Here is a 25,460-nt window from a genome sequence, read left to right as displayed (position 1 = left end):
TAATAGTTACTTTTTATTAAATACATGCCGCAGATTTCGACAGCATGTATTTGATTTATGTTCAGATATAAATGTCAGACTGCATATATAAACAAGCATAGCCTGAGATTTCTATACGGTCATTTTCGAGCATTTGACAATGTAACTCACCACCACGGCTTGATGCTTGATACGCCAAGATCTGACGCTTGTGTAGACGTTCTGCCCAAATAGGCACGATTCCGGTATGAATAGAACCCGTAACAGGATCTTCATTGATGCCATTACCCGGTGCAAAATAGCGTGAAATGCAGTCATATTGCTGGGCTGCCGCAGTGATTGCAACATCAGTAATCGTACCCGGCGCTGTAATTGCGGTGCGGATTTTGCCGAGTCGTTTTAAAATTTCAAAATTCGGTTGTTCATCCAAAACCTGTTGAGCCGTTTCGTATTCCACGATATACGCCTGCGCATTCAGATAAACCTGCTTAAAAGGTTGACTCAACCCTAGACGTAGCTCTTCAGGATATTCGCTCACGACCTGTGCCCGACGCACAGGGAAATTCATCAGAATTTTTCCATCTTCAGCTTTATTTACGCTAAAAATACCGAGATTTTTGACATGAAATTGGATGTTTTTTTCTACAGTATAAAACTCAAAAAGCACATAACTGCTGGCCAATGTCGCATGTCCACAAAAATCCACTTCAGTGGTCGGCGTAAACCAACGAATTTCATAATTGCTGCTGTCGATTTTTTTCACAAATGCAGTTTCAGACAGATTATTTTCCAAAGCAATCTGTTGCATCAAGTGTTCATCTAACCATTCATCCAACACCAAAACCGCCGCTGGGTTGCCTTTAAATAACACTTGGGTAAATGCGTCCACTTGATACATTTTCATTGATAGAACTCCTGATTTAGTGATTTATATTAAAGGCTTTTGAAAATATTTCATGCGTTATATGCTATGTAACAGCACTTTTTAATAAAACATCTAAGTTTTAGATGCACTTAAATATAGGTACAATTTTGAAAACGCATATTCACCCTGTTCCTTTAGAAAAATCATACCGACTTTTAAATCATGGCCCGACTGTGCTCGTCTCTGCTCAGGATCAAACCCATACTGGTGTGATGACTGCAGCATGGGCATGCGCCTTAGAGTTCAACCCTGCAAAAGTGACGGTAGTACTGGATAAATCAACTAAAACACGTGAGATTATTGAAAATTCAGGTTATTTCGCCTTACAAGTACCGACACTGAAACAACTCAAAATGGTCTATGCACTTGGCATGATGAGCCAACGTGATGCGCCAGAAAAATTACGCCAATGTGGCGTGGAATTATTTCAATTTAATGCCTCTGATATTCCTGTGGTTGAAGGTTGTGCTGCTTGGCTACTGTGCAAACTTATTCCTGAACCTCACAATCAACAAGCACATGATCTGTTTATCGGCGAAGTCATTGCTGCTTATGCAGACGACCGCGTCTTCCGTAACGGACATTGGTATTATCATGAAGTAGCAGATGAATGGAAAAGCCTACATCATGTTGCTGGCGGGCACTTTTATACCATTGGTAATCCTGTATCTGTAGACGAGACACCAGACTAAAATAGCGCTATGAACTCTGTCGTTTATTTAGGGTTGAAAATCGATAATCATACCTTTTGAGCATTTTCATGCTAACTTTAACTTAATTTAAAATATTGAATGAATGGATATGGCGTTTAAAATACATACATTGGATGTCAAAAATTCACTGCAAAATTATATTTGGCTGCTTGAACACACCGAAAGCCATGATGTCATTGCAGTAGATCCTACTGAAGCCGCTTTGGTCGAGCGCTATTGTCAGGAACATCAGCTCAATCTTACGCAAATTTGGCTAACGCATTGGCATAAAGATCACGTCGGTGGCGTACCGGAACTTATTCAAGATAAAAACATTGCTGTTTACGGCCCCCGTGCAGAATTAAGCCGTATTCCATGGGTGAATTATCCTCTCGATCATAATGACCGTTTTGAATTTCATGGTCTTGAAGTCGAAATAACAGCAACGCCCGGCCACACCCTCGGTCATATCGTATATTTTATCGATGACATTCATACACTGTTCTGTGGCGATGTATTATTTGCTATGGGCTGTGGACGTGTATTTGAAGGTACTTTTCAACAAATGTACGATTCATTGAACCGTATTGCCGCATTCCCTGCAGAAACTCAAGTGTATTGTACTCACGAATACACCCTATCGAATGCGCAGTTTGCGCGGCATGTTGAACCTGACAACCTTGCCATACAACAGCGGTTTGATGAGGTTGAATCCCTACGCATGCTCGGGAAATGTACTTTGCCAAGCAGCATTGAATTAGAACTAGAAACCAATCCATTTTTACGTGCAGAAAGTGTTGAAGCGTTTCAGCGCTTAAGAGAACTCAAAGACAATTTTTAATTGGATTGCGAGTTATAAGCATTTAAGATTTCATCACAAATAAACTGTTTTATTTGTGATGAATATTTCGGGCCGATTCATCATTTTATTTATAAAATTTGATTGGTTGCAGCAAAATCATCCAATTCGGCTTGAGTCACAACTCGTACGGCTTGCATTTCATCGATACGTACCATCAATAAACCACCTAATGCAGGCTGATAACGTCGCGCACTGCCAAAAGGCGTATATGCCACTTTGGATTGCTCCGAAAAGACCAACCAATCTTCATGTCCAAGCATCACCGCAACAGGCGTCTGCCCTGCTTGTTGCATCTGTTCAATTTTTGCTTTGACATCGTGCTCAATGTTTTGCATGCGTTCAATCTATTTATATCGATGGGATATAGTATAAAAGCATTTCGACAAATCTTGATGTGAAATAGCTTTGCATGCTCACCTATCCAGTTAATTTGGCTGTGAACAAGTCTTTATTTGCAATCAATACTGCACACCTAATCCACTATACTTTCTAAGTTAAGTCATCGCTTATTTTGCACACAGCTTCTCTATAGGCATAGGATAGATTTTAAGCCAGCAATTAAAACCCAAATTTTCAAAATACGTTATATTTACTTACATTAAGTTTAGATTGTTATAAAACAGCGAGTTAAATGAATTTATACAATTTATAAGCCGATAATCTGTTTATTTATCCATCAAAATTTCATATTTTAAATAAAAGTTTTCCATTTCCCCTTTAAAAAATATTTTGACACCCCTATTTAATATTTTAATGATTGATAAGGAGTTCGCTCGTGAAAAAAGTGGTTAAAGCAAAAAATTTAGTTGCCTTCCGTCTTTGGTTAGAAAAGTTAGGATATTCTGTTCGTACACTGGCAGATAATCGTGGATTTACATTCAGTTTTAAAAAAGAATATGGTCTAGTGACTGTAGATTTGTCTGGTAATGCTTTGGCCATGCAGCTCGGTGAAGAGTTTGAAGATCATCTAAAGGCGTAATCTTCTCTATAATTTATTCGAACGATTTGAAATAAATGATTTAATTCGAATCCGCATTTCTAAATTTGCCCGTATATGCGGGCTTTTTTTCACCTTTGTTTTACTGACTCATTTTTAACGAGATAAATTTCAGACAATAAAAAAGCAAGATTAGACATCTTGCTGTATCTCTTGGTTCATCATCTTTCATTAGATTTATTTCATTAGATTATGTTTTCAAAAAAACCACGTTTGGGACACTGATTTTTTCGAATTTCAAAAACAAAAAAGCAAGGTATAAAACCTTGCTTAATCTAATGGTGGGGACGGAGAGACTCGAACTCTCACACCTCGCGGCGCTGGAACCTAAATCCAGTGCGTCTACCAATTTCGCCACGTCCCCAACTCGGGTGCTGACAATGTCAGACTTTAATTTGTTTTAAAAACCTGTTTATTTGGCAACTTAATAAATTAAGTGGTGGGGACGGAGAGACTCGAACTCTCACACCTCGCGGCGCTGGAACCTAAATCCAGTGCGTCTACCAATTTCGCCACGTCCCCAACAGGGTTGCTGACAATGTCAGACTTTTTAAAACTTGGCAGAGGATCAAGGATTCGAACCTTGACGAACGGTTTTGGAGACCGTCATGCTACCATTACACCAATCCTCTGTGACCTTCATTACCAAACTCATGTTTAGTAATTCAGTGGTGGGGACGGAGAGACTCGAACTCTCACACCTCGCGGCGCTGGAACCTAAATCCAGTGCGTCTACCAATTTCGCCACGTCCCCGATGGCTGTGTATATTATAGAGATCACCCCTACATGACAAGCCTTTTTTATAAAAAAGCATCTTGTTTGTTTAAATAAAAAACAATAGTGCTTTTTTTGTATTTTTCTTAAGCAAATTCAGCAACTAAGTCGCTTTTTAAGCGATAAAAATCCACCAATCTGTCATTTTTTTGCTTCATCAACATGTGTTGCAATAGCTGACTAAACCCTTGATATTGCATTGGCAGATCAAGCTTTAAGCGTTGGCAATGTAAATAGGCCCAATCTTGATAGTTTTTCGCCTCTAAACGCTGTGATGTCAGCCATTCCAAGAAAATAATCCCCAGCGCATAGATATCACTGTGCAAAGATTTTGCTTGTCCATGGAAAAGTTCTGGAGCCATATAACGTGGTGTCGCAGTTAAGGCATTTTGCTGGTCAACAGCCAACGGGAGCGCTTGCTCAAAGTCGATGAGTCTGCACTGCCCTTGCCAATTCACAAAATGCTCTTGTTTTAAATCTGCATGTATCCAACCGTGCAAGCTTAATCGTTCAACCACATCGATTGCTTGCCATAGCACTTGCCTCACCTGCTCAATGCTCAAATTCGATACAGGCTGTAAGAACCAAGGCTCAGCATTGGGCAGTATTAATAAGTGATCAATAGGCTCTTGCTGAATACTGAGATGCTTCTCTTTTATCACTTGAAAAGGTAACGTGATGCTGTTTTGTCTAGACGCTTGACTGAATAGTTTATACAGCTCAATTTCATGACCAAAACTAGCTGCATGTTCAAGGCTGCTGTTACTGACTTGCGCCTTGAGCCAATAAAGTTGTTGATTGAATTGAAATTGATATAGACGACGGCCAAAAACCAAACTTTTGGATTTGGTTTTTGGCTCATAAATGATTTGCGTTAAATCTGTGGATTTAAACCGCAATAAATTCTGCATGGCGTTGATTGGGTGCATTTTGATAATTTAATAATTCCAAACAATGCTGAATGGTCTTACCGATGCGGGCTTGCGTTTCGATTAATGAAATTTTCGGCCATGTGGCTCTTTCACCTTCACGCTGCAAGACCTTAAACAGATAAGGTCGCGGATTTTGCAACATATAACTATAGTGTCTTAAGCCATATTTCCCAACAATATTGACATCACCATAATAACGCTGATCCACCACACCATAACCATGATCAAGCAAACGTCTTACCGGTGGAATACTTCCTGCACGCTCACGGGCAAAATCCATCACCCCTTTACTAATCACCTTGCCTTGACGACGAACGATCCGCTCAGGCCAACTCAACATGCTTTTACGAAAACGTGAAGCATCATCCTGCATAAATGGCACAATATGCGGATTGACCTGACTGGCGATACTATAATTAATATTATATAGACGCGCCATTTTCTCCTGTGGGAAATCACTGCGCACACTACCATCCACCCAACGTGTAGCCGACATATATGGCGTAAATTGCCCGTCATAACGCTTACTGGTCAGTCGTACCGGTGGAAATAGAATAGGCACTGCACAAGATGCCAACACCGCACTCCATACCAACAAATCGGGTGAGGTATACGCATTCATAATTCTTGCATCTTGTGATGCATCATAAGGCGCAACTGCCACATTGATATGTAGACCTGATTGCTTATATGCTTCGGCAAAAGTTAAGTCACCTAAGTTTTCAACCAAAAACTTTTTCAGATATTTTACATCTGCCAAACCGCCATTACCCTGCACTAACTCAGTCAATTTACGAAAGTGAAATGCCTCACTAAAGAAGTTTTGTCCGTTTAATAAATTGGTAAATTCTGACGGTTTAGATACACCCAACATCCCGGTCATAATGGCGCCAGCACTGGAACCAGACAGAACTTTTGGCATTAAATCTTGTTCCATCAGTGCTTTACACACACCGGTATGAAACAAACCTAAAGTTGAACCGCCTGAAAACATCAAAACAGGTTGACCATACGCTTTTTGGCTTTGTTCAAAAAATTCAATTTTTTGTGCGGCATTGAGACAAACGCATTCTTCGGATGCGATAAAAGCCAAACTTTGACTCACCTCATCAACATAGTCTTCAATAATTTTTTTGGTGCCGACGTAGGCTACTGTAAACAGCAAGGGATGGGCAATATTGCCCACATCATAAGTTAAACCTTCACTTAAAATATACATCAAATCTCGAGTACGTTTCTGAGCTCGATATCGTCTCAGCAACCCTAAACGATGAGTAATAATTTCTGCATCAAAATACGGTGAACTATTATCGAGTTTCCATTCTTGCGCACCCGATTCTTCATCTATTTTAAGTGCGATATCTTTCCATTCTTCATAACATTCAGCACGGTCGAGCTGACGCTTTAATTTTTTTATCCGATATGCCTGATGTGGATTAATACTTTTTGAAAACTCTGTAAACAACATGACTATCCCTCAGCACATTTTAAACTGTTCACTCGGCTAGATTTATAACAACTTTTTGGTTGTTCGAATAGCGCAGATCTGCCAGAACAATCATTTAACTTTGACATATTTCAGCAATTATAACTGCATTATTGATGTACACTGCTGTCATATACTAACCAACAACAAGACACGACAAGCTGACTTATCATGGCTACAATTGATTTACCTGACAACATCCTTCAATCGCTATCTACTGTACTCTTACAACTACAGCACAGTTTGCCTGAGCTTAAACAAGCACCCGATTTTTCGAGTATCGCGTTTAAATGGCAAGATAAACAGCTTAAAGCCATTCAACAGCCCAAAGTCATGTATTTAGAAGATTTAAAAGGAATTGAACGTCAAAAAGAAAAAGTGATTCAAAACACTTTACAGTTTTTAAAAGGCTTACCTGCCAATGATGTTTTACTCACTGGCTCTCGTGGTACAGGTAAATCATCCATCGTCCGTGCTCTGCTCACCCATTATGCAGACCAAGGTTTACGTTTAATTGAAATTGAGCGTGATGATTTATCTGATTTGCCAGAAATTCAAAAGTTAATTGAAAATCGTCCTGAAAAATTTATCGTATATTGTGATGATTTGGCATTCAATGCTGAAGATGAAAACTATCGCAGTTTAAAAAGTGTTTTAGATGGTTCATTACAGTCAGGTTCAAGTAATTTTATAATTTATGCTACGAGCAACCGTCGTCATTTATTACCTGAATTCATGCATGAAAATACACCTGTAACTAAGGTAGATGTTCCTCAATATACTGAGCTCCATCCACAAGAAGCGATCGAAGAAAAAATATCCCTTTCTGACCGTTTTGGACTTTGGCTCTCGTTCTACCCAATGGATCAAAATTTATATCTCGAAATTGTGGAACACTATCTTGCCAAGGCTGATTTAGCCATGACCAGCGAAGTTCGTGCTGAAGCCTTAAGATGGTGTCAGTCTCGTGGGCAGCGTTCAGGCCGTGCTGCTTATCAGTTTTCAAAGCATTGGATTGGGTCTGAAAATCTAAAGGCTTTGGAAAAATAACGTCTACAATATTTTTATGATCTGAAAATATAAGTTCTGCAAAGCAAGTCAGACAATTTCAGCTAAAAGCAGCCACATCCTCGTTGGCTGCTTTTAAATGCTAATAAACTCTTGATTGAACCAATTGCTTGAAAATCATTAAGAACACACCACTTATGGCGCTAAATTGAGTTGACCAATCACATATAAGGTATTGCAATCAATCACACTTTTCTCCGCATCAAGGTATTTTTGCTCCAAGATCCCATCCGTTTCTGTAAAACCATAATCATCATCATTTATAATTGCCAAATGCTGTTCATCAATCACCCTCAAGCCTTCAACTTTATCGTGTGGATAATGTAAAGTTTCGACTAAATCGACAACTAAGCTCTTTGCCACAGGCAAAATATTTAACTTTTTGAGTGCTTCCCAACCATCATTAAGCAGATATTGTTCAAGTGTTTGCCCATCAATGAGCAATCCTAAAGATTCATTTTGCTGAAAATGATCACTTAGTTGAACTTTTTCTAGGTTTGTCGCCGCATCGAGATATATTTTATAGATTCGTTTAAAAGCGTTTGAATTATCTTTATAAAAATCATCATCACGTTCAGCTACTAAAAAGCATGTCTCACTCAGCGCAACAATAGCTGTATTTGAGTTTGACCTAAGTTCTTGCCGATATAAATATTGTGCAATTGACCCATCGTCTAAATTGACCACCACAATACGAACCAAGTCTGACGTTGTGACTGATGAATCTGGATTACTCATCGTCGACTGCATGATGCCGACCAATTTTTTTTGATCTGGTGTAATCGTCAAACCTTCCATCCCTCGATTTTGCTTACGATTGGCAAATGCATTTGGAAGAAAATAACCCGACTTGCAACGCTCATCTTATTTGTATGCATTAATACGGTCTATTTCCACGCCTTCGCTATTAAAATGAACGAGATGAGGCCCATATTCATCACTCACCCAAAATGTGCCATCTTTTAATGCAACCAAACCCTCAGAATCTAAGCCATATTCATCTGTGCCAATTGCTAAAACCACACCATTTTGATCATAAGCCACTTCTTTTGTTGCACCGAAATGCTGATTTGGCAAACCTGTTATAGGTCTCCCAGTTGGATCTTTGAGTAATATTTCTTTCAATTTTTTAATCGATCCATCGAGCTGCAATTCAAAAAGTCTGATTTTTGGCGTATAGCTTGGATCTAAGAATATCTTGCCTTTATCTCCATTCACATCATAGGTTGTATTCGGACCTCGATCCGTAAGAGCATAAAATTGATATTTTTGAGTGGGATGTGAGAAAATTTCCGACCCAAAACCTCCACAATGAATTTCAATAAAATGGTCTTGTTTTGCCCCATCTGGAATATTGTGGATATCCAAAGTTTCATAGGGTAAAGAAACACCTTTATAAAATTTCTTTAGGTCAATATGACTTTGATTTGGTTTTGATTGATCCAAAGCTTCATTATTTTTTGTCATTATTTCACATGGCTCTAATTATTTATTGAGCCATCATATCCACAATATTGTTCTAAAACCACAGTCTCTTTTTTGAAACACACAATAAAAAAAAGAGGCTAATTTAGCCTCCTTTTTAAACGATTTTTACGCTTCGTTTGGATTACCTAATTCCGTCATCGGCCAACGCGGTGTAGTCGTAACAGACAAACCATCATGCTGGCCCGCTTTAAGACGCTGATAACCAGCAAATGCAATCATTGCGCCATTATCTGTACACAGTGCAGGTTCTGCATAAAACACATTTGCACGGATTTTTGCCAAATCAGCTTCTAAGCGCTCACGTAAACACTTGTTTGCACTTACACCACCGGCAATAACTAAACGTTTTAAACCAGTTTGTTTTAAGGCTTTGACTGATTTTTTCACCAATGTATCAACCAACGCTTCTTGGAAAGATGCAGCGATATCCGCCTCACGACCTTCGCCTTCAACTTTTTTCAATTGAACTGAAACGGCAGTTTTTAAACCACTAAATGAAAAATCTAAACCTTGGTGTAGCATTGGACGTGGAAATTCAAAGGCATTGATGTCGCCATTGATCGCCAATTTCGAAATATTTGGACCACCTGGGTATGGTAGACCCATCATTTTAGCGACTTTATCGAATGCCTCACCTGCTGCATCATCAATCGACTCACCCAATAATTCATATTGACCAATTCCATAAGCAGCCATCAATTGAGTATGTCCCCCAGAGACTAAAAGTGCCACAAATGGAAATTCTGGTGGAGTTTTAGACAACAGCGGCGCCAACATATGACCTTCCATATGATGTACACCAATTGCAGGTTTATTCAGTGCAAATGCCAACGTACGACCAAACAATGCGCCTGTCATTAATGCACCCATCAAGCCCGGCCCGCGAGTATATGCAATGGCATCAATTTCTGATTTATCAACTTTACTTTCTTCAAGCAGTTGTTTTAATAACGGAATTAACTTACGCACATGGTCACGTGAAGCTAATTCAGGTACCACACCACCATATTCTGCATGCAGTTTGATTTGGCTATACAATACTTGTCCGCGTAATCCTTGCTCACTATCGTAGAGTGCGAGTCCTGTTTCATCACACGAAGTTTCCAAGCCTAAAACGATCATTAAACTGCCTTTTGCCCATTTCAAAATATTGCGAAACCTATTATAGACTTGTGATATGAGATGTAAATGAGTAAAATACTGACCTTCACTTGTGATCAAGGGTAATTCGACCCGAGATCTTATCCATAACTTAATGAGGATTCTTCATGCCACAAGTTAAATTGAAAGAAGGCGAACCAGTAGACGTAGCTATCCGTCGTTTCAAACGTTCATGCGAAAAAGCGGGTGTTCTTGCTGACGTTCGTAAACGTGAATTCTACGAAAAACCAACTCAAGAACGTAAACGTAAAAAAGCTGCTGCTGTTAAACGCTACCAAAAGAAATTGGCTCGCGAATCAGTACGTACTACTCGCCTTTACTAAGATTAATTTGTGATTGATTGACTAACCTGGACAAGATAAATGACTACTTTAAAAAACCAAATAACTGAAGTTTTAAAAGCCGCTATGCGTGCTAAAGAAATGGACAAGTTAACGGTAATACGTAGTCTACAGGCAGCAATCAAGCAAATCGAAGTCGATGAGCGCATAGAGCTTGACGATAAGCAAGTTCTTGCGGTCATTGAAAAGCAAATCAAACAACGCAAAGAATCGGTTAAAGCCTTTTTAGGTGCAAATCGAGATGATTTAGCTAGTAAGGAACAAGCCGAGATTGAGGTGTTATCTCAATTTCTACCAGAAGCTATGACTGAGGAAGAACTTGATTCCATCATTGCGCAAACAATTACTGCGCAAGAAGCTACTAGCATGAAAGATATGGGTAAGGTGATGAACTCTCTACGTCCGCTCATAGCCGGACGTGCCGATCCTGCACAAGTTTCAGCTAAAATTAAAGCGAAACTCTCTTAATCTTTCATCTATATTGTTTGATTTGGTCTATTTAAGTACGCTGATGACTTAAATAGCCAAATTATCCAAATTCAAATTTATTCATCATTTATAATTTTCTTTCTTATCTAACGATTTCATACTTACAAATATCTCGCCAACTTCCATCTACTGGATTTTGAATTGCAGCTTGTTCGATTTCAATCAATTTAAAATTTGCTCGTTCACATAGACGTCGTGCTTGCTTGTTTTCTACATCTACAAAAGCGTTTAATTGCTGAAATCCTAGATCATTCAATAATTGATCCACAAATAACTGCAAAGCTTCTGTCATCAAACCCTGCCCTTTAAATTCAACATTTCCCCAAAACCCAACGTTAGCTTGGTTTTCCATCCAATTGATTTGATGAATATCCATGACACCTAGAAAGTTATGCGACTGTTGCTCACGAATCACATAAACAAAATTTTCCTGATTTAACGCAGCCAACACTCTCGAATCACAAAATGCCAATGAAGCATCTAAATTAGGTTCTTGTAAGGACCAAGCCAAACTTGCAGGAAACATTCGTAAGGTCTCTATACTTTGACAGATCGCTTCATAAAGTGCTTTTGCATCGTGACGCTGAATCAACTGAAGCGTGATTCTGCCATGACTTATATCAAAATCATCGAGTTTCATTTTTTTCAGTTTCTCGCAATGATTTAAAATGTTTGTAAAACCAATTTTAATTTAGGGCACACTGCACATTATATTTTTTTAATAATTGCATCTCTTTTGATGCGATCACCTGCTGAATCACATCCTGCTTATTCATATTACGGTACTCACGATCTAAAAATGCACGATTTTCGTCTGCAGCACGATAAAGATCATTCACATAAGTCTGAACAATACCGCAGTATTTCACTTGCTGGTCTGCTTTAAATCCCTGTTGCTGCGGGTCTAACTGACTAAAAAATTGGCGTACATCAGTTTTATATTTTTCGTTAATATCATTCACAGCAATCACATATTGTTCTGCGCTAGCTGCTGCAATATTCGTTGCTAAGCCCAACAGACAGGCCGCCAAAATCATATTTTTCATTTGTAAGTTCTTAATCATAAACTTTTTACATCCAGCTAGTTTACACTGATTAATCTAAGCCACTAAAACTACAATTTGCACTTTATAATCGACATAGATAAGTGCATCACAGTTGAAATCTTTATATTTTTAATTTCCGTTCATTTTGCATTTCGTCTACACGCTGCTTGATTTTTGCAGAAAGACTTTTCGAGTCTTTGGTGATGCGCTGCGCCTGTAGCAAAGATTTAATCGCACGTTCTTCATCCCCGCCCCAATACTCTACTTCAGCTCGATAGCGCAGCACATTAATAGAACGGAAGCTTGCGTCTTTGTCTGCATCAGCCATTTGCAACATCAGTCGCCAACCACTCAAGTCACGTGGGTTCGCTTGTAAAAATCGCTGTAGAATCAGTTGTGCTTGCGCATATTCTTTGTTTCGAATCAAAGCCTCTGCATATTTATAATTTAATGCACGATTTTCAGGCATGATGATTGCCGAACTTTTCACAGCGTTCACGGCATCGGCTGCTTTATTTTGGCCCAACAGCACATCGGTCTGCAAAATAGTAAAAAGTGCATGCGATGCATTTTGTTTTGCTGCTTCATTTAATAACTTTTGAGCAGCACTAAAGTCACCTTGTTTAATATGCAAGCTCACCAAAGCCAACTCAGCTGCATAATTCTTTTGTGCCACCATTGTATTTAATTGCAATTCAGTTACCTGACCTGAGAGTACTCGACTATACCAGCGCAGAATTTCAAAATCTTGATCAACCAAACTAGTTTTAACTTGAGGCAACTGATTGGCACGTAAGCGCGCCTCGCTCATACGTTCCGTGGTTAAAGGATGTGTCAACCAAAAATCAGGCAGAAAGCTCACTCGACTCGTAGAGCGATGCATCACTTCAAAAAAGTCAGCCATGCTTTGCGGATTGTATCCTGCACGGTACATATACTGCATCCCGATGCGGTCTGCTTCACGTTCTTGATTGCGGCTATAGGTTAGCTGTTTATCCATCAAAGCGGCTTGTGAACCCATCATTACAGCCGCACCGACATCACCATCTGCCTGTGAGGCCACCAAGGCTCCGACCAAAATACCGGCTAGTGACAATAAACCTTGCCCTTTAAAAGCTTCTTGTGAACGACTGTAATGACGTTGTGAGACATGTGCAATTTCATGCGCCATCACCCCTGCCACTTCATCCATGTTGCGAGCTGAATTAATTAATCCAGCATTTAATGCAAATAAACCTCCCGGCACAGCAAAAGCGTTAATTTGTGGATCATTAATTAATAACAAACCGACCGGTTGGTTGAGTTGGGTTTGGCTCAAAATATGCGTAAAGACAGATAAAAGACGATCTTCCATCCACGGATTTTCAGTCACAGGAAGTTGACGATGCACCTCACGATACACCTTCTCGCCAATGGCACGCTCTTTTTGTTGATCCAACAAGCCGACGCCACTACCTATTTCAGGCACAGAAAATTGTGGGGATGAACTAAAATCTACGGACTGCGTCTGCGCCAATGTCGAACAAAGCCCGAGACCACATGCCAGTAAAATCTTTTTCAAAGTCTATTCTCTAAATTTCATATTCGTACTTCATCGAATATAGCATTGAATTTTGGTGAATTATGGAGAAAACTGTTGTGATTGTTTATTCAAATTTTGGATTGACCACATAGCGCGGCGCGCGCTCATGTACCAAAACATCCACTAAATTTTGATAAGCCAACTCTGCCATACGTTTACGGGTTGCCGCTGTTGCTGAACCCACATGGGGCAATGTCACGACATTGGCTAATGTAAATAAAGGGGATTCTTGAAGTGGCTCTTGCTCATACACATCTAAGCCTGCTGCAAATATTTGACCACGACTTAATGCATCGATTAATGCGGCTTCATCAATCACTGAACCCCGTGAAATATTGACCAATACCGCATGTGATTGCATCAAGGCCAACTCACGCTCACCAATTAAAGCTTTCGATTCTGCATTTAAATCCACTGCAACGACCACAAAGTCAGCACGTTGCAACAAATCATCCAAATCGCAATATTGCGCTGATAAAGATTCAGCCAATTCAATTTTTTCCCGGCGATTATGATAGAGCACATTCATATTAAAGCCGTAGCGAGCACGACGCCCAGTCGCTGCTCCAATATGTCCTAAGCCAATAATTCCGATGGTTTTAGCAAAGACATCCATGCCAAATTGCTCAGGGCCCACTGTACGCTTCCACTGCCCTTGTTTGGTCCATTGATCCAATACAGGCACTTTCCGTGCTGCACTCATCAGCAAGGTAAAGGCTAAATCTGCTGTAGTTTCCGTCAATACATGCGGAGTATGGCTCAACCATATATTTTTTTGGTTTAAAAATGTAAGATTATAGTTATCATAACCGACACTTACACTTGAGATGACTTTTAATTGTGATGCATGCTCTAAATTCGAAGCATTCAACAAACGTCCCGCACCGATCATGGCGTCAGCATCTTTTGAATGCTCAAGAATTTGCTGATTCACATCACCCAATTTAGGGCTAATTTGGAAAACTTTAAATTGCTGTTCTAAACGTTGAATTATTTCTTGATCTATTTGACTAAAAACCACTACTTTTTTTTGCATAAATTTTCCATTTACGTAATTTAAGTATTTTGTCCTGCCTTATTTTGCATAAATTGCCATAAGCGTTTTTTCAATAAAGGCTGTTCAATCATTTGCTGTAAAGATGCCAATGGATACACCTTCGCATGCTCTAAATGCGGAATATCGCCTAAGCAAATAACATTTTTATCCAAGCTCATCGCATCAATAAAGCCCTGCACATAAGATGCTGCACCACGACCATCTTGCAAATTCACCCAACCAAATGGCCACTGTAAAGCAAAGAAATCGGCACTGACTGCGCGCTGAATATTGCTCCACAAAACTTGCTGCTCTGCAGTTAATTCGGTGGCATCAATGACAATGACACAGTGCATTAAACAGATGGCTTCTAAGTTAAACGAAGGGATTTGAACAATCGGACGAACTTCAACATGTTCAAAAACCTTTGGTTCATCCTTAGGTGCTTCTACAGGTTGATTTACAACAACATCAACGTTGTTTTTAAGCTCAGTCTGTGATGAAACAGGCGTTGGCTGAGGCTCATTTTTGAGTAGAATTTCAGAGACTATTTCAGGAGCCGCCTGATCTCGCCAGATATTTGAGCTAAATTGCTGACACGGTGCCGCCTGAGGAATCCATACATCAATTCCCATTGCCGCCATTATGCTTCGCTGATGCCCAATCATGCTTTCATTTTCACCTATTCAAGGCTTGATATTCTAACGGGATTCACTCTGTTTTGCTGAACTTTTATAAATCAATTAGATCATACTATTTCTTTAAAGATTCTTTAGAATTGCTCAGACTAATTTTGACTTAAAATTAAACAATTTATTCATAAATCAAGCCGCTATAAATAATTATACGATCATCAAACTATTTTTCTTTTGCATTAGTTCAACTATCTCAGCTGATTCAAATCCAATACGCCAATATAATAGTTGCAAAACATCCAACTCATCTTGCGTGATAATTCGATCATTCCATAAACATATTTCAGCAACCCCAAGAATGCTTAACCGCTCACGCAGCAGCAGCCCAGAAATATCATTTAGGATTTCAGCCAAATCAATTGGCTCATCAGATATATCGCGATAGAACTCAAGTTCTTCTTTCGTTAAGATTCGATTGAGGATTTTTTCACGCACTTCGAGTTGGTTGTCACTGTTAATTTGTTGCACATGCAACAAGGCATCAATCAAACGCACAATACTCGGTTTTACATCTTCTAAAGACGTAGGTGTATGTGCAGGCAACAGATTCAACTCATATTTCACTGTTTCAAGTAGTAAGGCGTCGAGTAATCCAATTTCACCATCTTCTTGAATAATCTTGGCAAGCTTGGTTAAGAACTGCCGTGAAATTGTTGCAGGCATAGTGCCAATATTTTTACATGCCTCATGAAAAATGGAGATATGCACACGACCATCAAGATTCAATAATGCATCTACAATCGCACGACTCACTTCAGCTTCAGTCGGAATAAACTCTCGATACTGACGAATCATTAAAATAGCAACCATCACCTCACGCGAACCCGTTGCTGTTTGCAAGGCACGTTGGATCAATTCAGGCCGCTGCCAATTTTCACGAATCTCAGGGTTCAACGGTTTAATTGCATCTCGTATCGCAAAACTAATCGGTGACAAGCGCAGTAAAGGTAATGGTTGTGGCGAGTTCCATGGTGTTGCAACATCTGGACTAGCTTCTTCTAGTGAACGGAATAAATAAAATAGCGGCTGGTTTCGCAGTTTTTTTAAATTTTCTAGTTGCAGGTCATGAATGAGCGCCGGATTTAATTCAAAAATACGCTGTTCAATACTTGGGTGAATATTCATCCAGTTTTGCGGACTGAGTGAGTTTGCAAAACACATATGAGAAATCGATTCCGCATATTCACTATGAATTTGCGAACCTGAATGATGCACATAAATCCTTAATAAGGTTTGAATATTAGCATCATTTTGAATCAGACGTTTAGTTTTCTGGTCATTACGATAGGTTCGAGAACCCAAAGAGATATATTTAATAAAGCGGGAAATCAAAACACCTAAGCTTCCGATCAACCAAATGACCGCGCCAATCGCTACAAAGAGGGTTTCAAACTTATTGTCCCGTGCTTGTCCATTTTTATAGAAGCCACGTTTTGCAATTTTACTGCCCCACTGACTAAAGGTCGTCAACCCGCTATATAAGATTTTCAAACGGGTATTTTCTGCAGCTTCGCCCGACAAGATTTTATTAAATTCATGGCTCAGCAAACCATACATTTCCATCTCATCTAAGGTTTGTAAGGCACCCCAAGTTAAAATGATCGATGTATCTCGAGGGCTAAAACCAGCGGTGAGCGCATTCACGCCCACTTCATCAGGTAGGACATAAAGTGCGGGAGTATCGATTAGAAAGGTATCTGCCAGCTGCTCAGTCATACGCAGTGCAACACTTTCTTCTGGAATACTTTCTATCAGACTCAGACGACGCGCACCTAACTGTTTGGCAAGTGAATAACCACCTAAGCGAAAGGTGTAAAAATCATAGAGAACTGAAACCAACATAATCAGCAGCACAGCCGCCACTAAAAATGGGCTAAGGACATGCCAATAGATAGACTGAGTGGAATCATAATAATCCACAATTAAACCGACAATTACATTAATAATTGCGACGGTCAAAAACACTGCCGCCATACACATGGTGACAGGCCAAAACATATTTTTGTTTTTTATAAAATCATAACCCACACGTCTCAATGTAATACCCTTAAGCTACATTGTCTTTTGTTTGCTCATCATAAATGAAAAAAGCGGGAAATTCCCGCTTTTTCAGTGTGTTTTCAGCAGATTATTCTTCGCGAACACCTGTTAAATCCACAGAAGCTGCATCAATGTTAACATCAATATAGGCTGGCTTTTCATTTTTTGCAGAGTCATTACGCTTACGCTCTAAAGCTGCCAAATATTCAGCATCAATACCGCCTGCCACATATTTACCATCAAATACCGAGCAATCAAAGTCCTGTAACTCAGGGACTTTCTTGGTGCGTACTGCAGATTTTAGATCTTCCAAGTCTTGGAAAATTAGGCGATCAGCACCAATAATTTCACGAATTTCTTCAACGCTACGTTCAGACGCAATCAGTTCAGATTTGGCAGGCATATCGATACCGTACACGTTTGGATATTTCACCATCGGTGCAGCAGACGCAAAGAATACTTTTTTCGCACCCGCATCACGCGCCATTTGAATGATTTCATTACAAGTCGTACCACGTACAATCGAGTCATCGACCAAAAGTACGTTTTTGCCTTGGAACTCTAGCTCTACAGGGTTAAGCTTTTGACGCACAGATTTCTTACGAAGTTGCTGACCCGGCATAATGAAAGTACGACCGATATAACGGTTCTTCATGAAGCCTTCACGGAATTTCACACCTAAAGTATTTGCAAGCTCTAGCGCCGAAGTACGTGAAGTATCAGGAATTGGGATCACGACATCGATATCGTGCTCATCGCCCCATTCACGTAGAATTTTCTGAGCAAGTTTTTCGCCCATTTTCAAACGTGCTTTGTAAACTGAAATACCGTCAATGGTTGCATCTGGACGCGCAAAATATACGTATTCAAAGATACAAGGACGATATTCAGGGGCTACTGCACACTGCTTGGTCGACATCACGCCATCAGCAGTAATATAAATTGCTTCACCCGGTGCAATATCGCGCTCAACTTTAAAGCCAAGCGCTGTAATTGCGACAGATTCAGACGCAATGATATATTCCATACCATTTTCAGTTTCACGAGAACCGTAAATTAATGGACGAATACCATTTGGATCACGAAAACCCACAAGGCCTTGACCTGTGATCATAGCAACAACCGCATAACCACCTTTGCAACGTTCATGCACACGTGAAACCACGTGGAATACATCTTCAGCACTTGGTGTAAGTTTTGCGCGTTTTTGCAATTCGTGAGCAAATACGTTTAATAATACTTCTGAGTCTGAATCGGTGTTCATATGACGTAAGTCAGTCTTGAACAAGTCATCATGAATTTCAGCAGCATTAGTTAAGTTACCATTATGTGCAAGCGTGATGCCATAAGGTGAGTTTACATAGAATGGCTGAGCTTCAGCACTGCTTGAAGAACCAGCAGTTGGGTAACGAACATGGCCAATACCATAATTACCCTGTAATGCACGCATATGACGTGTGTGGAACACATCACGCACCATACCCGTATCTTTACGCAGGAATAAACGACCATCCTGACAAGTTACGATCCCGGCTGCATCCTGTCCACGATGTTGTAACATCGTTAACGCATCAAACAACATTTGGTTAACAGGTGATTTACCAGCTATACCAACTACTCCACACATAGCAACCTCGCAGACAAGCTAGGGTTAATAAAAAGGATTATTTGTTGACTCACCCGATCCAGAACGTCCGTGCTTGTTCTGCGACTCAGATGGTAGGTCTGAAGATTTCTGAGCATCTTCAGACTGAATATGATGAAGTGCTTGATTTGCAGCATCTTTGGACAATTCGGTTGCCCAAGGCGCATATGGCAATAATGACTGAACCATTTTAGATTGTTTCCAATGTGGTGAACTTTCTACCCAAGGACCTAGCCCCTGCATAGTGATCAGCACCACCAACAATCCTTTTAAGCTTCCAAAAACACCACCTGCCAGTCGATTTAACGGACCGAGCTTTAATGTTTTCAAAATACTGTTCAATAACCATGTCGCGACCCAAGTCATGACTACAATCAACAATACAATAAATGCGAACGCGGCAATCTTTTGTACCACTGGATCTGTACTTAAAGATGTCATCGAAGGTGCAAGGACGGTTGCATACTTTGCCGCAATGACAAGTGCAAGAATCCATCCAATGAAGTTCGCAAAGGCTTTTACAAATCCTTGACGCAAACCGTTAAGCCCTCCAATGAGCAAAATAATCAGTATAAAGATATCAATGGTATTCATGATATTTACAATGCGTCTACGCAGTCTTTTACAAGTGTCGGACCTGTATATATGAGGCCACTATACACTTGTACAAGGCTTGCTCCTGCTTTTTGTTTCGCAACAGCATCCGCGCCCGACAAAATACCACCCACACCGATCAATGGAATTTGACCGTTTAATACTTTAGCAAAAGCCGCCAAACATGCCGTACTTTTCTCAAAGACTGGCGCGCCGGATAGACCTCCAGCTTCATCACCAAATGGAAGGCCTTCAACACCTTCACGTGACAAAGTCGTATTGGTGACAATCAGACCATCAATTTTAAATTTTAACAATTGTTGTGCAATAAAATTAATGTCTTCTGGTTCTAGATCTGGTGCAACTTTAAGTACTAAGGGTACATAATGTTGATTTTCATCCGCCAACTCGAGTTGACGTTTCTTGAGTGTCTCTAAGAGTTCAGTCAAAGCATCACCGCTTTGTAAGCTGCGAAGATTTTTTGTGTTAGGAGATGAAATATTAACCGTAATATAAGAAGCGTAGTTATAAACTTTTTCTAGACAAATCAGATAATCGTCAACTGCTTTTTCAACAGGTGTGACTGCATTTTTACCGATATTGATCCCAAGTACACCCTTAAATTTTGCAGCTTTGACATTTTCGATCAACTGATCCACGCCATCGTTGTTAAAACCCATACGGTTAATAATGGCTTTTGCTTTCGGTAAACGAAATAAACGAGGTTCAGGGTTACCTGACTGTGGAAGGGGTGTAATTGTACCAATTTCAATAAAGCCGAAGCCCTGGCTCGCCAGCGCATCGATATAAGCACCGTTTTTATCAAGACCGGCTGCTAAACCAACTGGATTCGGAAATTCGATTCCCATACATGTCACTGGTTTAGACGCCACGTTTTGACGCATCATTCCCATCTTGTGAGAAGATTTCAACAGCGATAATGTCAGCTCATGTGCACGCTCTGGTGCTAAAGTAAACAACAAAGGGCGGGCTAGAGAATACAACATATCTATAAAAGTCTACTGCTTTTTAAGTCGGCATATTATAGGCACAGCACAAATAAAACACCATGCTTAGCAGATCTTTATTTTTACCGATTATTGTACACTCGCTGTTAATTTGATCTGTCCCGCTTCAGAACTTAATTCCATCTTTTCAATACTTAAACCCATTTGAACCAATTGCGTCAAAAAATTGGCCAGAATTGCATAATTTTCATGCATCACAGCAATCTGTATTTTCTCGCCGACTTGTTGAGATGCTACTGACAAGCCCTGTTGTTGCGATACACGCTGAACTTTTTCCAACGCGCTCAGTTGTGTATCACCTGCTGGTTTCATCGTGACGGCATTACTTTGCATCCAAACAACAGTATCTTTGAGTTCATTCACGCGCTTTTGTTGAAAATTTGCAGCTTTGTTCATATAAAACAGTGCCGAACCAATCGCTGCCACTACAACAAAAATCGTGGTAAAGATCACCATAACTCGTTCACGAGTAGACAGTTGGTCTAAATAATCAGTGATGCGCTCAATTTGCCCATCTATACGTTGCTGTAGGTTTTCCATTTTTGTCATTATTGTATTTTCACCAATCCAATCGCGCCGTTGGCACTTGGTTGAATATTCCCTAATTCGACTTTAAAACCTTGTTGTTTTAATTGATTGGTTAGGGTTTGCAGTACTTCTGCCGAATTGGCTTTTAGCTCCATATTTAACATCGAGGCTTCATAGCTCACACGATTTGCAGAAATTTGGTTTTGCATTAAAACTGGCCCGACACGGCTCAGTAAGGACAGCGCCTGCGCATTGCCTGTTTGACTCTGACGCAATTGTGACTCGAACTGGCTTTTCAGCGTTTGTTCAGTGACAGGATAGCTTTGCCCAAACCAATATTTAAACTGATCAATCGCTTGTGCCGCAGTGATATTGGCCACTTTTTTGTATTGATACCAACGAACTGCATCATAGCTAAACTGTGTAATTAAAGCCGCGACCAAAACTGCTGCACATGCTTTCCAATAGCCACCCACACCACTATTGGCTTTGGCTTTCGGCAAAACATTGAGTGGATGTTGTTTCGGTTTTTTTATATTGGGTAGCTCATAATGAAAAGATTCAATGTGATCATGCGTTACAGCGGCTTCAAGACTATGCGTCTGATCTGAACTTAGATTTGAAATCTTATAGTTCGGCTGACCAATTTGATAATCTAAATACAATGCCAAATCATCAACAGACAGACCGACATATTCACTATTTCGGACCAATAAATGACCGCTGACATTTGCCAAAACATGTTGCCCTGCTTCTGGACTTGGCAAGACCAAAAAGTCAGGTAATAACGAAATAACTTTTACAGGAATTAGCGTCAAAGCATGCTGCATCGTTTCGACTGCACTATGTGCAATCCCCATGACCGTTAATTCATCTGGACTTTGAAAATGATGCAATACTTTCATTGCATCCAAAGGCAAAATCACATATTCCTCAAGTAAATATTTTACGCCGTCTGGGCCAAGTTTTTTATATTGGTTTTTTGGAAAATTTTGCTGAATGATTTGTACATCACGACTCGGAAAGAAAACAACCGCTTCCTTTCCCGCATGCGGCTGAATTTCCTGAATTAACTGCTCAAGTGTCGATGACTGCTTCCAGAAATCCCCTTCTGACCATTGCCAAACCCCATTGGCTTCGGGCATCCATAAATACAACATTAATTTTTCTGCCGTTTTAATTGGTTTTTATGTTGATGGTATAAACGTTTTAATTTGTGTCGATAACCCTGGAGCAATGACCGCTTGTTCATAAATACGCGCTTCTGCCAATGCATAGGGATTAAAATATTCTGAGACCAAAACACTGGCCATATGTGCCACAACGTTCATATGGCACACCACAACAATAGACTCATACGGTAAATGTGACAACCATTCCACTGCAACTTTGGCATCATCTTCAGGTTTGATGGCATTACAAATAACCACAGGTACATGTGGAAAATGTTTTTGCAAAGATGAAAGTGTTTGCTGCGCCCGCAGTAGCGGACTCACCACAAAAACGTCTGGTTGAATTATATCTTTCAAATATGCTGCAGTTTCTGCCGCTTGAGTTTGTCCGCGCGCTGTTAAAGGACGCTTTTCATCATTCCCCATTACTGGCGGAGCAGCTTCGCCATGCCTAACCAATGTCAGTTGCATAAAATTTCCTTATTCTATTCCGCACATTATATACAGCCAGTATGACAAAGCTATGTGTATTGCATATTAATCAGCAAACTTAAACTTGCTGATGTGGCAAGACAAATTCAACATCACTGCGATGGCCATTTTTCATCAGTGACAATGCAATATTCAGTGCCGGCGCACCTTCAAAAATCACTTCATACAATGCACTGGTAATTGGCATATATACACCCAACTCCTCAGAGCGTGCGCGTACTTGCACAATGGTATTAATCCCTTCCGCAGTTTGTCCGAGTTCTTTGGTGGCTTGTTCTAAGCTTTTACCACTACCGAGTGCAAAGCCGACTTGGTAATTGCGGCTGAGTGGACTACTACAAGTTGCAAATAAGTCACCGACACCAGATAAACCTAGGAATGTTAATGGGTTTGCGCCTAATTTCACTGCAAAACGGCTCATTTCTGCCAAAGCACGTGTCAAAATCATACTCTTGGTATTTTCACCGACACCATAAGCCGCAGCTAGACCCATCGCGACTGCATAGATATTTTTCAGAGCACCGCCCAATTCCACGCCATGCACATCATCACTTGCAAATACACGGAATAATGCACTGTGCAGCGCTTGTTGAACAGCATAACGAACCAGTTCAGATTGGCTTGCAATCACAGTCCCCGCAGGTTGCCCCGCAACAATTTCCTTCGCCAAGTTTGGCCCTGAAAGCACACCATAAGGGACTTCAGGAAGTTCTTCACGAATAATATCGCTCATAAAGCTAAAGGTATTGGCTTCAATACCTTTGGTTAAAGACACCACTGCTTGTGACGTGATAAAAGGCTTGATCTGCTGTAAAACACTACGGAAAGAATGGCTCGGAATGGCCACCAAAATAATGTCACGATTACATACTGCTTGTTCTAAATCTGAAACAGCGAGCAAACCTGCTTCTAATTGAAAATCTGGCAAGTAACGTTTATTAATATGTGTTGCATTGATATCCGCAGCCACCGCCTCATCACGAATCCATATCATGGTGTCACAGCCATTACGTACTGCAGTATTAGCCATCGCAGTACCAAAACTCCCACCACCCAGCACCGTAACACGCAGTGCCGTTTTTTGGTCTACTGACACAGGGCTAACAAGACTTGCAAAATCAAGTTCTGACATTGTTCTTTTATCCTAATTTCTTTACTGATCGATCTTGTTCAATCGACCTATTTTTCACTTTTATTGGTTTGCTTTATGCCAATGGCTTACAAAGTCAGCAGACTGTATTTCAGCACGCGGTGGAATGGCTTTCACTGCTGTACCGATATAAATAATGCCTGAAATCAAATCGTTTTCCGTTAAGCCTAAGGCTTGTTTAAACAATTTAGATTCAACCACCGCCCCACTACGCCACATGGTTGAAAAGCCCTGTGCTTGTAGAGAGAGCAAAAAGTTTTGTACTGCTGCGCCTGAACTTAAAATTTGTTCGAAATGCGGAACTTTGGGATGATCTTGTAATTGAGTTAAAGCCAAAACCAATAGTGGCGCACGAAATGGATGGTGTTTCACACGTTCCAACTGCGCTTCTTCTGTTTGTCCAGTATCGGCTAAAGCATGTGAAAGCAACTCACCAAATGCTTCACGTTCAGTTTCAGGAATAATCACGAAACGCGTAGGCTTAAGACGATGATGATCTGGCGCCGTTAAAGCGGCTTGAAACGCATTTTCCAATTGCTCAGCATTCGGCGCAGGTTCAATTAAATGACCAATCGACTGACGCTGATGAATATTTTGATGAACTGTATCAACTGCTGATTTTAGAATTAACATCTATACACTGTACTTTAAAACGTTTGCTCAAGATTAGCATATTCTCAATAACTTACTCTAGAATGTTTACATCAGACTCGGTGCTTATTTGTTAAGTCAGCTTTATTCACAGATTTACTATAAAAAAACCGCATAACTTGTACAGCAGTTGCCTGTTCTATAAGAAATTTTATGTTCAAATAAATCAAGTTGTTTCTAACTCGGGGCACCGCATGAAAAAATTCAACAAAACTGTTGCCATTGTTAGCACGCTAAGCGCAACTGTGCTTTTAGCTGCATGTACATCTACGCCAACAAAATCTTTAGCGATTCAAAAACCAAATAATCAATATGAAGTGACTGCCGTAGGTAAAACCAGTTTAGCGGCAAAAAATAATGCAATTGCAGCTGCAAATAGTACCTGTGGTAAAAATGCGACCCCTGTCGTGGTGGATGAAAAGCAAGAATACAACGGTGTTTTAAAAGGCGTGGTCGATGAAAAGACAGGTCAAATGATTCAGGCTGCGGCTGGCGTACTTGGCACCATTACAGGAAATAGCGGCAGTATCAGCAAAGATGATGATTACCAAACTGTACTGACCTTTAGTTGCCGTGCCAACTAAAACGTTAGTCTGTGATGTCGTT

General features: G+C 40.2%; 26 protein-coding genes, 4 tRNA genes and 1 pseudogene. 7 read left to right on the top strand and 24 right to left on the bottom strand.

Annotated features, from left to right (window positions below; all coding sequences use genetic code 11):
* Nucleotides 1-61: 61 nt before the first annotated feature.
* Complete coding sequence (locus FTT76_RS06520) at nucleotides 62-883, bottom strand: PhzF family phenazine biosynthesis protein (protein WP_180007297.1); 822 nt, start codon at nucleotides 881-883, stop codon at nucleotides 62-64.
* 104 nt (nucleotides 884-987) lie between these two features.
* Here FTT76_RS06520 and FTT76_RS06515 point away from each other — a divergent pair, with 104 nt between their 5' ends.
* Both FTT76_RS06515 and gloB read left to right on the top strand, forming a co-directional pair.
* Entirely contained in the window at nucleotides 988-1,596 is a 609-nt protein-coding gene (locus tag FTT76_RS06515; protein ID WP_180007298.1) for a flavin reductase family protein, read from the top strand.
* A gap of 109 nt (nucleotides 1,597-1,705) precedes the next feature.
* A complete protein-coding gene (gene gloB / locus FTT76_RS06510) occupies nucleotides 1,706-2,437 on the top strand; it encodes a hydroxyacylglutathione hydrolase (RefSeq protein ID WP_180007299.1) in 732 nt (243 codons plus the stop codon).
* Between the two features lie 89 nt (nucleotides 2,438-2,526).
* Here the strand turns inward: gloB and FTT76_RS06505 are convergent, their stop codons facing one another.
* Nucleotides 2,527-2,793, bottom strand: coding sequence for a hypothetical protein (locus FTT76_RS06505; RefSeq protein ID WP_257223241.1), 267 nt, complete (start codon nucleotides 2,791-2,793; stop codon nucleotides 2,527-2,529).
* 440 nt (nucleotides 2,794-3,233) lie between these two features.
* On the opposite strand from FTT76_RS06505, the gene FTT76_RS06500 reads away from it, so the two are divergent.
* On the top strand, nucleotides 3,234-3,437 hold the full coding sequence (locus tag FTT76_RS06500) for a hypothetical protein (RefSeq protein WP_078188846.1): 204 nt from the start codon (nucleotides 3,234-3,236) through the stop codon (nucleotides 3,435-3,437).
* A gap of 297 nt (nucleotides 3,438-3,734) precedes the next feature.
* Here the strand turns inward: FTT76_RS06500 and FTT76_RS06495 are convergent.
* From FTT76_RS06495 to FTT76_RS06470, 6 genes are all read right to left on the bottom strand, one after another.
* Nucleotides 3,735-3,819 (bottom strand) — tRNA-Leu (locus FTT76_RS06495).
* Nucleotides 3,820-3,892: 73 nt separating this feature from the next.
* Nucleotides 3,893-3,977: transfer RNA gene (locus FTT76_RS06490), tRNA-Leu, on the bottom strand.
* Between the two features lie 36 nt (nucleotides 3,978-4,013).
* Nucleotides 4,014-4,087 (bottom strand) — tRNA-Trp (locus FTT76_RS06485).
* 37 nt (nucleotides 4,088-4,124) lie between these two features.
* Nucleotides 4,125-4,209, bottom strand: a tRNA-Leu gene (locus FTT76_RS06480).
* Nucleotides 4,210-4,316: 107 nt separating this feature from the next.
* On the bottom strand, nucleotides 4,317-5,141 hold the full coding sequence (locus FTT76_RS06475) for a protein kinase (RefSeq protein WP_180049397.1): 825 nt from the start codon (nucleotides 5,139-5,141) through the stop codon (nucleotides 4,317-4,319).
* Nucleotides 5,119-6,630, bottom strand: coding sequence for a DUF3336 domain-containing protein (locus FTT76_RS06470; protein ID WP_180049395.1), 1,512 nt, complete (start codon nucleotides 6,628-6,630; stop codon nucleotides 5,119-5,121). Before FTT76_RS06470 ends, FTT76_RS06475 begins: the two co-directional genes overlap by 23 nt.
* Before the next feature lie 189 nt (nucleotides 6,631-6,819).
* On the opposite strand from FTT76_RS06470, the gene FTT76_RS06465 reads away from it, so the two are divergent.
* Nucleotides 6,820-7,698 (top strand): ATP-binding protein, encoded by an 879-nt coding sequence (locus FTT76_RS06465; protein ID WP_180007302.1) that lies wholly within the window; start codon nucleotides 6,820-6,822, stop codon nucleotides 7,696-7,698.
* A gap of 153 nt (nucleotides 7,699-7,851) precedes the next feature.
* Here FTT76_RS06465 and FTT76_RS06460 read toward each other — a convergent pair.
* Together FTT76_RS06460 and tsaD are read right to left on the bottom strand one after the other, a co-directional pair.
* A pseudogene (locus FTT76_RS06460) lies at nucleotides 7,852-9,183 on the bottom strand (esterase-like activity of phytase family protein).
* A 126-nt stretch (nucleotides 9,184-9,309) separates the two neighbouring features.
* Entirely contained in the window at nucleotides 9,310-10,326 is a 1,017-nt protein-coding gene (tsaD, locus tag FTT76_RS06455; RefSeq protein ID WP_180007303.1) for a tRNA (adenosine(37)-N6)-threonylcarbamoyltransferase complex transferase subunit TsaD, read from the bottom strand.
* A gap of 146 nt (nucleotides 10,327-10,472) precedes the next feature.
* Between tsaD and rpsU the strand changes: the two genes are divergently transcribed.
* A complete protein-coding gene (gene rpsU, locus FTT76_RS06450; protein ID WP_001136722.1) occupies nucleotides 10,473-10,688 on the top strand; it encodes a 30S ribosomal protein S21 in 216 nt (71 codons plus the stop codon).
* 39 nt (nucleotides 10,689-10,727) lie between these two features.
* Nucleotides 10,728-11,174 (top strand): GatB/YqeY domain-containing protein, encoded by a 447-nt coding sequence (locus FTT76_RS06445; protein ID WP_078193617.1) that lies wholly within the window; start codon nucleotides 10,728-10,730, stop codon nucleotides 11,172-11,174.
* Nucleotides 11,175-11,277: 103 nt separating this feature from the next.
* On the opposite strand, the gene FTT76_RS06440 is transcribed toward FTT76_RS06445, so the two are convergent.
* The 14 genes from FTT76_RS06440 to FTT76_RS06375 all read right to left on the bottom strand — a co-directional run bounded on the left by FTT76_RS06440 (nucleotide 11,278) and on the right by FTT76_RS06375 (nucleotide 24,836).
* Nucleotides 11,278-11,835: a GNAT family N-acetyltransferase gene (locus FTT76_RS06440; protein WP_180007304.1), complete on the bottom strand. Its 558-nt coding sequence runs from the start codon at nucleotides 11,833-11,835 to the stop codon at nucleotides 11,278-11,280.
* 46 nt (nucleotides 11,836-11,881) lie between these two features.
* Nucleotides 11,882-12,241 (bottom strand): hypothetical protein, encoded by a 360-nt coding sequence (locus FTT76_RS06435; protein WP_111885700.1) that lies wholly within the window; start codon nucleotides 12,239-12,241, stop codon nucleotides 11,882-11,884.
* A gap of 121 nt (nucleotides 12,242-12,362) precedes the next feature.
* Nucleotides 12,363-13,802: a M48 family metalloprotease gene (locus FTT76_RS06430; RefSeq protein WP_180007305.1), complete on the bottom strand. Its 1,440-nt coding sequence runs from the start codon at nucleotides 13,800-13,802 to the stop codon at nucleotides 12,363-12,365.
* A gap of 85 nt (nucleotides 13,803-13,887) precedes the next feature.
* The gene (locus FTT76_RS06425) at nucleotides 13,888-14,859 is read right to left on the bottom strand and encodes a D-glycerate dehydrogenase (RefSeq protein ID WP_180190164.1); all 972 of its coding nucleotides are present in this window, start codon (nucleotides 14,857-14,859) and stop codon (nucleotides 13,888-13,890) included.
* A gap of 20 nt (nucleotides 14,860-14,879) precedes the next feature.
* Nucleotides 14,880-15,527: a hypothetical protein gene (locus FTT76_RS06420; protein ID WP_180007307.1), complete on the bottom strand. Its 648-nt coding sequence runs from the start codon at nucleotides 15,525-15,527 to the stop codon at nucleotides 14,880-14,882.
* A gap of 174 nt (nucleotides 15,528-15,701) precedes the next feature.
* Nucleotides 15,702-17,591, bottom strand: coding sequence for a M48 family metalloprotease (locus tag FTT76_RS06415; RefSeq protein WP_180007308.1), 1,890 nt, complete (start codon nucleotides 17,589-17,591; stop codon nucleotides 15,702-15,704).
* A gap of 91 nt (nucleotides 17,592-17,682) precedes the next feature.
* Nucleotides 17,683-19,221 (bottom strand): amidophosphoribosyltransferase, encoded by a 1,539-nt coding sequence (purF, locus tag FTT76_RS06410; protein WP_078193623.1) that lies wholly within the window; start codon nucleotides 19,219-19,221, stop codon nucleotides 17,683-17,685.
* Between the two features lie 24 nt (nucleotides 19,222-19,245).
* Nucleotides 19,246-19,833 (bottom strand): CvpA family protein, encoded by a 588-nt coding sequence (locus tag FTT76_RS06405; protein ID WP_078188866.1) that lies wholly within the window; start codon nucleotides 19,831-19,833, stop codon nucleotides 19,246-19,248.
* 5 nt (nucleotides 19,834-19,838) lie between these two features.
* Nucleotides 19,839-20,840, bottom strand: a complete 1,002-nt coding sequence (locus FTT76_RS06400; RefSeq protein WP_078188867.1) for a quinone-dependent dihydroorotate dehydrogenase — start codon at nucleotides 20,838-20,840, stop codon at nucleotides 19,839-19,841.
* A gap of 90 nt (nucleotides 20,841-20,930) precedes the next feature.
* Nucleotides 20,931-21,410 carry a type II secretion system protein GspM gene (gene gspM, locus FTT76_RS06395; RefSeq protein ID WP_180007309.1) on the bottom strand — a complete coding sequence of 160 codons (480 nt, stop codon included), beginning with the start codon at nucleotides 21,408-21,410 and terminating at the stop codon, nucleotides 20,931-20,933.
* Nucleotides 21,410-22,549, bottom strand: coding sequence for a type II secretion system protein GspL (gene gspL, locus FTT76_RS06390; RefSeq protein WP_180007310.1), 1,140 nt, complete (start codon nucleotides 22,547-22,549; stop codon nucleotides 21,410-21,412). The genes gspM and gspL overlap by 1 nt, the downstream gene beginning before the upstream one ends.
* 27 nt (nucleotides 22,550-22,576) lie before the next feature.
* Complete coding sequence (locus tag FTT76_RS06385) at nucleotides 22,577-23,032, bottom strand: histidine phosphatase family protein (protein WP_078193626.1); 456 nt, start codon at nucleotides 23,030-23,032, stop codon at nucleotides 22,577-22,579.
* A 79-nt stretch (nucleotides 23,033-23,111) separates the two neighbouring features.
* Nucleotides 23,112-24,185 carry an NAD(P)H-dependent glycerol-3-phosphate dehydrogenase gene (locus tag FTT76_RS06380; RefSeq protein ID WP_180007311.1) on the bottom strand — a complete coding sequence of 358 codons (1,074 nt, stop codon included), beginning with the start codon at nucleotides 24,183-24,185 and terminating at the stop codon, nucleotides 23,112-23,114.
* Nucleotides 24,186-24,245: 60 nt separating this feature from the next.
* The gene (locus FTT76_RS06375; protein WP_218948455.1) at nucleotides 24,246-24,836 is read right to left on the bottom strand and encodes a nitroreductase family protein; all 591 of its coding nucleotides are present in this window, start codon (nucleotides 24,834-24,836) and stop codon (nucleotides 24,246-24,248) included.
* A 212-nt stretch (nucleotides 24,837-25,048) separates the two neighbouring features.
* Between FTT76_RS06375 and FTT76_RS06370 the strand changes: the two genes are divergently transcribed.
* The gene (locus tag FTT76_RS06370) at nucleotides 25,049-25,438 is read left to right on the top strand and encodes a hypothetical protein (RefSeq protein WP_078188876.1); all 390 of its coding nucleotides are present in this window, start codon (nucleotides 25,049-25,051) and stop codon (nucleotides 25,436-25,438) included.
* The last annotated feature ends 22 nt before the right edge of the window (nucleotides 25,439-25,460 follow it).

The organism is Acinetobacter sp. YH01009 (assembly GCF_013420765.1).
Lineage (GTDB): Bacteria > Pseudomonadota > Gammaproteobacteria > Pseudomonadales > Moraxellaceae > Acinetobacter > Acinetobacter amyesii.
This window is presented reverse-complemented; position numbering and strand designations above follow the sequence as displayed.

Coding starts and splice junctions, on each gene's coding strand:
- FTT76_RS06470 (WP_180049395.1), bottom strand. CDS start 6,630: ATGTTGTTTACAGAGTTTTCAAAAAGTATTAATCCACATCAGGCATAT.
- FTT76_RS06435 (WP_111885700.1), bottom strand. CDS start 12,241: ATGAAAAATATGATTTTGGCGGCCTGTCTGTTGGGCTTAGCAACGAAT.
- gloB (WP_180007299.1), top strand. CDS start 1,706: ATGGCGTTTAAAATACATACATTGGATGTCAAAAATTCACTGCAAAAT.
- FTT76_RS06425 (WP_180190164.1), bottom strand. CDS start 14,859: ATGCAAAAAAAAGTAGTGGTTTTTAGTCAAATAGATCAAGAAATAATT.
- FTT76_RS06370 (WP_078188876.1), top strand. CDS start 25,049: ATGAAAAAATTCAACAAAACTGTTGCCATTGTTAGCACGCTAAGCGCA.
- FTT76_RS06400 (WP_078188867.1), bottom strand. CDS start 20,840: ATGTTGTATTCTCTAGCCCGCCCTTTGTTGTTTACTTTAGCACCAGAG.
- gspL (WP_180007310.1), bottom strand. CDS start 22,549: ATGTTGTATTTATGGATGCCCGAAGCCAATGGGGTTTGGCAATGGTCA.
- FTT76_RS06465 (WP_180007302.1), top strand. CDS start 6,820: ATGGCTACAATTGATTTACCTGACAACATCCTTCAATCGCTATCTACT.
- gspM (WP_180007309.1), bottom strand. CDS start 21,410: ATGACAAAAATGGAAAACCTACAGCAACGTATAGATGGGCAAATTGAG.
- FTT76_RS06445 (WP_078193617.1), top strand. CDS start 10,728: ATGACTACTTTAAAAAACCAAATAACTGAAGTTTTAAAAGCCGCTATG.
- FTT76_RS06515 (WP_180007298.1), top strand. CDS start 988: ATGCACTTAAATATAGGTACAATTTTGAAAACGCATATTCACCCTGTT.
- FTT76_RS06520 (WP_180007297.1), bottom strand. CDS start 883: ATGAAAATGTATCAAGTGGACGCATTTACCCAAGTGTTATTTAAAGGC.
- FTT76_RS06380 (WP_180007311.1), bottom strand. CDS start 24,185: ATGTCAGAACTTGATTTTGCAAGTCTTGTTAGCCCTGTGTCAGTAGAC.
- FTT76_RS06385 (WP_078193626.1), bottom strand. CDS start 23,032: ATGCAACTGACATTGGTTAGGCATGGCGAAGCTGCTCCGCCAGTAATG.
- purF (WP_078193623.1), bottom strand. CDS start 19,221: ATGTGTGGAGTAGTTGGTATAGCTGGTAAATCACCTGTTAACCAAATG.
- FTT76_RS06405 (WP_078188866.1), bottom strand. CDS start 19,833: ATGAATACCATTGATATCTTTATACTGATTATTTTGCTCATTGGAGGG.
- FTT76_RS06375 (WP_218948455.1), bottom strand. CDS start 24,836: ATGTTAATTCTAAAATCAGCAGTTGATACAGTTCATCAAAATATTCAT.
- FTT76_RS06440 (WP_180007304.1), bottom strand. CDS start 11,835: ATGAAACTCGATGATTTTGATATAAGTCATGGCAGAATCACGCTTCAG.
- FTT76_RS06420 (WP_180007307.1), bottom strand. CDS start 15,527: ATGATTGGGCATCAGCGAAGCATAATGGCGGCAATGGGAATTGATGTA.
- tsaD (WP_180007303.1), bottom strand. CDS start 10,326: ATGATCGTTTTAGGCTTGGAAACTTCGTGTGATGAAACAGGACTCGCA.
- rpsU (WP_001136722.1), top strand. CDS start 10,473: ATGCCACAAGTTAAATTGAAAGAAGGCGAACCAGTAGACGTAGCTATC.
- FTT76_RS06475 (WP_180049397.1), bottom strand. CDS start 5,141: ATGCAGAATTTATTGCGGTTTAAATCCACAGATTTAACGCAAATCATT.
- FTT76_RS06505 (WP_257223241.1), bottom strand. CDS start 2,793: ATGCAAAACATTGAGCACGATGTCAAAGCAAAAATTGAACAGATGCAA.